At 54.2% G+C, this 5774-nt stretch carries 7 protein-coding genes; all 7 read left to right on the forward strand.

Translation table 11 applies throughout. The annotated features are described in order from the left end of the window. The first annotated feature begins 252 nt into the window (after positions 1 to 252). The 7 genes from QZY48_RS05240 (at position 253) to QZY48_RS05270 (ending at position 5439) form a co-directional block, all read left to right on the forward strand. On the forward strand, positions 253 to 723 hold the full coding sequence (locus QZY48_RS05240; RefSeq protein ID WP_295428655.1) for a hypothetical protein: 471 nt from the start codon (positions 253 to 255) through the stop codon (positions 721 to 723). 363 nt (positions 724 to 1086) lie between these two features. Beyond that, the gene (locus QZY48_RS05245) at positions 1087 to 1407 is read left to right on the forward strand and encodes a hypothetical protein (protein WP_295428656.1); all 321 of its coding nucleotides are present in this window, start codon (positions 1087 to 1089) and stop codon (positions 1405 to 1407) included. 77 nt (positions 1408 to 1484) lie between these two features. Continuing rightward, on the forward strand, positions 1485 to 1967 hold the full coding sequence (locus QZY48_RS05250; RefSeq protein ID WP_366929637.1) for a type II toxin-antitoxin system VapC family toxin: 483 nt from the start codon (positions 1485 to 1487) through the stop codon (positions 1965 to 1967). Then, positions 1960 to 2145, forward strand: coding sequence for a hypothetical protein (locus QZY48_RS05255; RefSeq protein WP_295428661.1), 186 nt, complete (start codon positions 1960 to 1962; stop codon positions 2143 to 2145). The genes QZY48_RS05250 and QZY48_RS05255 overlap by 8 nt, the downstream gene beginning before the upstream one ends. A gap of 774 nt (positions 2146 to 2919) precedes the next feature. Beyond that, positions 2920 to 4119 (forward strand): group II intron reverse transcriptase/maturase, encoded by a 1200-nt coding sequence (gene ltrA / locus QZY48_RS05260; RefSeq protein ID WP_295428664.1) that lies wholly within the window; start codon positions 2920 to 2922, stop codon positions 4117 to 4119. A 158-nt stretch (positions 4120 to 4277) separates the two neighbouring features. After that, positions 4278 to 4727 (forward strand): hypothetical protein, encoded by a 450-nt coding sequence (locus QZY48_RS05265; protein ID WP_295428666.1) that lies wholly within the window; start codon positions 4278 to 4280, stop codon positions 4725 to 4727. After that, entirely contained in the window at positions 4720 to 5439 is a 720-nt protein-coding gene (locus QZY48_RS05270; RefSeq protein WP_295428669.1) for a TIGR02594 family protein, read from the forward strand. The genes QZY48_RS05265 and QZY48_RS05270 overlap by 8 nt, the downstream gene beginning before the upstream one ends. The last annotated feature ends 335 nt before the right edge of the window (positions 5440 to 5774 follow it).

Genomic DNA, 5774 nt, shown 5'->3' on the forward strand with positions numbered 1-5774 from the left:
TCCGCCGACTCAGAGAACGAATTAAGTAAACTGTCCCCGGAATTCGTACGGAACGAATTTTTTCAGCCGCCCTTGGCGCGCGCCAGCCGAGCAACAGGCGTCTGTGTGACCCGAAAGTCCGTGAATCTAGCGCGGCGTTCAACGCAGACCAGCGAACTCGCTCTCGCTCGTTCGCTGGCTGGTTAACGCCGCACGTTAGGCTACTCGCCCGCAGAGACTACGAACACGATGCACACTAAGACGCAACCAAGCATGAATCGGCTCATCTTAATCGGAGCAATCGCAGGCGCCGGAGTTCCATTCCTCGCAGCAATTGCGATGTTTATCTGGATACTTATCCACTCAACCCCGGATGGAATCGCCCCTGGAGAGATTGCCGTACGAGGCGTTTGGTGGTTCATCGCAATCGGCGTTGGCGCAGGAATAGAGTCAGCCAGCAGTCTGGCAATTTGGGGCCGAATGCGACGTGGTGAGAATATCCCGGGATTAACTCGCCTTGCTTTTCAGCTCGTTATTCCTTGGCTGGTAACTCTCATACTTGTGTTGATTTTCGGGTCGACTGTACCCGTGCTTCAAACAGCCGCGAACGGTGCATCAATGGAACTAACGGACTTCTTCGTTATGGGAGGAATGATGGGTTTCATAGCCGTCTTTTTGGGAGCGTTTGCTGACGCCATAGCCCAAAGCAACCTTGAACGCGCTGCGGGAATAAGGCGGGAATAAGGGAATAAGGGGCCAGGCTCGAGTTCTTTCCGCGAGGATGAATAGGAGCCTAACCTCTGTCTCAAAACCGAGCGCGCGCCACAGGTGTCGTGCTAATTGGCTAGCTCATCAGGGGCGCGCGCCGGTTTAGACTTCACGTTAGGTTAAATAGGGGCACATCTCGTGGTAACACGGCAGTCCGTCTGCTACAACGTGCTAAAGAAGCACGGAGTTTTGATCACGTATTCCGGAAAATCCTTGGGAAAAGTCAACTCCCTAAAAAAGATAGGAGAGACATTTGCTCAGTGGAAACTTCGAGTCCTCGGGCCAAACGTCAAAGATGTCCTCGTTTATTCGCCTTATGCCCCAGCGCCTCAGACTCACATGGCGACGCTGGAAGAATCCAGCGGTGGCAGTCACGTCCATAAGATTTTCGAGGCATTCGGCCGCCGCAAAGACAAATTGAGAGATAAAGAAATAGAAGAAGCTACTGAGGAAGCTTATGAATTGTTCGCTTCAATCCCAAAGGAAACCGTTCAGGATATTGCCGATTCATTTGGAGCCACTTTACAGCCTTCACTGAAGGAACTGCTTGATGGTTTCCTCAACACAACAGCAGAAGACATTGACACTTCTGAATTTCTTCGAGCGCTGTTAGAGAAGTATAATGAAACGGTTCGCTTGTATCGAGAATCACAAGGCTAGCGACGGCCCCAAAGCGCAAGCTTGCGCTTTGGGGCGGTCGCTAACTTCCGCAGTTACACGCAACTGAGACCCCCAGTTTGACATCTCTTGTCTATATCGAAACATCCGTGATCAGCTATCTGACAGCGCGGCCCAGTCGGGACGTTGTGATCGCTGGTCGCCAAGCAATCTCTCAAGATTGGTGGCAGTACGAAAGACAACGCTTTGAACTACGAATTTCCGCGCTTGTTGAAGAAGAGATTAGCCGTGGCGATTCTTCTGCCGCAGTTCGTAGGCTTGATTTCGTCGCAGGTATCCCTAGTTTGGTTATTGCTGAGAACGCAGTTGAATTAGCCCAGAACCTGATAGAAAAAGGCGCCATTCCGAAAGGCAGCGAAGAAGACGCACTTCATATTGCAATTGCGGCAACCCAGGGTGTGGAGTATTTGCTTACCTGGAATTTCAAGCATATTAATAACGCTGAAACAAAGCTGCAAATTGTCAAGATTGTAGAATCTTTTGGCTATGTGTGCCCTCAGCTTTGCTCGCCCGAAGAACTTGGAGGCAATTCTCATGATTGAAGATCCTATCGTTGCAGAAGTGCGAAAGTACCGCCAGCAGCACGCCGCAACCTACGGGCATGATTTAAGAAAAATCGTGGCGGCACTTCGCGAGCGCGAGAAACTATCAGAGCGGCCAGTATTAAACCCCGGCCCGAAGTACATTTTAGGAACTCCGGAAGCTAACAAGCGGCCTTAAAAGCGAGCGCGCGCCACGGGCCTCGTGCTAGCGTGCAGCGTCATCAGGGGCGCGCGCCGCTTTAGGCCGGTCGTTATCGCGCCGAGCAAAGCTCGGCGTCTCTTGCGGGGTGTAAGTCCCCGTCGGGTAAGGGTTAGCTGTCCGCCCGTATCGAGTGTTGGTCCTGCTGCGGAGTGGCGTAAGCCGCGAACAACATTGCAGGGCAAGCGTACACAGAGCATTCTGTAGACCGTAGTGGAAATCGCGTTCCCTGAAGTGCTGGTACAGCTTCGAAATAGGCTTGTTGCGGATGCCGACAGTTTTAACGTCCTGGAAGGCAATACGAAGCACCCGCAGTGGCTGGGGTGTCGAGGTCCGCCGGAGTCCTCAGGCCATGGTATGCAGAAAGAGAGACGTCGGAGAACTCGGGAAGCCCCGAAGGCTCCTGGATGAAGCACAATGATGAAACTGTTTGGGCTGGGACACGAACGGGTGATGAACCCTGACACGGCGTGCGCTCGGGTGGAGTCAGCGGGCATGGAACAACCAGGCAGGCGGGAGTCCGCCGAATACCAACGGGGTGTCTTATCGGGCATAGTAGTCGGCGACGGGGAAAGCCCGTTACATGGCGAAGGACCCGACGGAAGTACGCAGCCCACACAGGAAACTCATGCCGGACATGCAGGATCGGGTAAACATGAGCCAACCTCACTGCGGGCAATAGCCAATCGAGCAAAAGAGAGCAAACACCATCGCTTTCGCAATCTCTACCACGAGGTAAATGCCGAGTTATTGATGCACTGCTGGCACGGCTTGAATAAGGATGCGGCCAGCGGCGTCGATGGGCTGACGGCGGAGACTTACGCAACCAATCTGGAAGGCAATATCGCCGACCTGGCGGAGCGTGTGAAAGCGGGGCGCTACCGGGCGAAGCTCGTCCGGCGCGTCTACATCCCTAAAGAGAATGGAAAAGAAAGGCCGCTGGGCATCCCGGCGCTGGAAGACAAACTCGTACAACTGGCCTGTGCCAAGTTATTGGGGGCGATCTACGAGGAAGACTTCCTCGACTGCTCCCATGGCTACCGCCCGGGTCGGAGCGCCAAGGACGCGGTGCGCGATCTCAGCGTGACGTTGACGATCGGCAAATTCGGCTACCTGGTGGAAGCCGATATCCGGGGGTTCTTCGAGCACATCGACCACGACTGGTTGCGGCGAATGCTCAGTCGACGGATCGACGACCGCGCCTTTCTCGATCTCATCGGCAAATGGCTCAAGGCAGGGATTTTAGACACCGATGGAGCGGTGCTCCAGCCCGAAACAGGGACCCCGCAAGGGGGAATCGTCTCGCCAGTACTGGCTAACCTCTACCTGCACCACGCCTTGGACCTCTGGTTTGAGCATGTGGTCAGACCCCGCTGTCGGGGCGAGGTTCTCCTGTGCCGCTACGCCGACGATTTCGTCTGCGCCTTCCGCTTCGGCGCCGATGCGCAGCGGTTCTTCAAAGCGCTGTCGCAACGGCTGGCCAAGTTCGGCCTGGAAGTGGCCCCTGAGAAAACGCAGGTCTTGCGTTTTAGCCGCTTTCATCCGAGCATGAAGCGGCGCATCACCTTCCTGGGTTTCGAGTTGTTCTGGTTTCCGGACCGCAACGGCACGCCCCAGGTCATGCGTCGCACCGCGCGCAAGAAGCTTCATGGCGCAATTGGGCGGATTACGGACTGGATCAAGAGTCACCGGCATCTGCCGGGCAGGGAATTTATCAAAGGGTTGAACCGGCGGCTGCTGGGGCACTACAATTACTATGGTCTGCGGGGCAACTCGCGCGACCTGTGGCGCTTCTTTCAAATCGCCGTCGAGAGTGCGTTCAAATGGCTGAATCGGCGCGGCGGCAAGCGTAAGAGTTTCACTTGGCCGGCGTTCAACCGCGCCTTGCAGAAACTCGGAATTGCCCGGCCCCGTATCACCGAGAAGCCAGCCGCACCACCGGTGTTTGCATGACCTTGCTCGCGCGAAAGCGAGTACAACCGAGGAACCGGATGCGGGAAAACTGCACGTCCGGGACTGCGCCGGGGGCGCCGGGCAACCGGCGTCCCTACGGCTGAGGCGGATGCACGGTAACCGCATTGATATAGCATCAGAAGAAAGGTAGGTTGAAAATGCAACAACGAGCGATCTCTGTTATTGCTAGCCAGTTTGCGATTCTTGTGTTGTTTGGACTACATACGCTCTCAGCTATGTCGGCCGAGACTGCCTGCAACGCAAGTGCGGAACAGTATTGGAAGACTTTCCGCAATGCGGTACTTCAAAATGATCTGTCAACGATTGTTAATTTGAGTAGTTTCCCGTTTGAAGTTAGGGGAATACTGGACGAGAACACCAAGAGGACGATTCTCCGTGAGGAGTTCCACAAGCTCTTTCCCTCGCTGTTAGAAGCAGACCCGGGAATGTCTCCCACTCCGACAACGATGAAATGGCTGCTTAACACCGCTACTTCTCTCTCGCCCTCATTCTGCAATGCATACGAGAACCAATTTCGCGTCGGCACATGGGTCTTTGAGCTAACGTCGGATGGTTGGCGATTCATACAAGCATTTGTTGATGAATGAATCTTCAAAGGAAAATACCATGCCAAGTATCAAGCTGAATGACCGTGGAGCGGAAGTGCGGAAGCTTCAATTACTATTGAATTCACTCTTAACACCTCGTCCGAACCTACGGGTAGACGGCCATTTTGGGCAACGCACACATCAGGCAGTTATAGCATTTCAGAAAGGGAAAGGTCTAACACCTGATGGGCAAGTGGGTCCGAAAACACGCGCAGCTCTTGGCCTGAAATCTATTTCGGTTCCGATTGCTGCGCCTGTGGCATCGTCTGCTCCCTGGATGGATATTGCAATCGCCGAACTTGGAGTGCATGAGGACTTGTTACCGGGACAGCATAATGCTCGGATTGTGGAGTACCACCAAACAACTACGCTGAAAGCAACAGATGATGAAACACCTTGGTGTTCGTCATTTGTTAATTGGGTAATAAAGCAATCGGGCCGAAGCGGCACTAATAGCGCTGCTGCAAAGAGCTGGTTGAATTGGGGGGTGGAGGTAACGAGTCCTACACCGGGTACGATTGTTGTCATAAAGAAGAAGACGCCGGGGTTCACTCAAGCGACCGGGTCGTCCTCTGGATTTCACGTCGGTTTCTTCGTATCGTTGTCTCCGTCGCACATTCGGCTCTTGGGCGGCAATCAAGCAAATCAAGTAAAGTATTCAAATTTCCCGCTTTCGTCTTACGAAGTAAAAGGTTATCGCAAGCCATTGTAGAAATTAGCGATGCCGATGTCACGTCGAGAGTTCCAGAGTTCCAGAGTAACAGAGTTCCGGGGACAGTCTACTTAATTCCAGAACCAAGAAACGCAAGAGAATGCCCTCCGGCGTAGGGACAATAGAGGGACAATAGGGGACAGACCACGGTTTCCCGGCGCGGAAATAGGGGACCGCGGAAATAGGGGGAAATAGGGGACAGTGCGGCTTGGCAATGTCGCGTAGTCTAGTGGGTGGAAATCCCACCTGGGTAATCGTGAGCCGCGAGCCCAGTATCGAGCCTTGCGGCGCGAACGGTAACGGGCGTGTCGATGCGTAGGCGCGAAAGCAGGCGA

The organism is uncultured Thiodictyon sp. (assembly GCF_903828115.1).
GTDB lineage: Bacteria > Pseudomonadota > Gammaproteobacteria > Chromatiales > Chromatiaceae > Thiodictyon.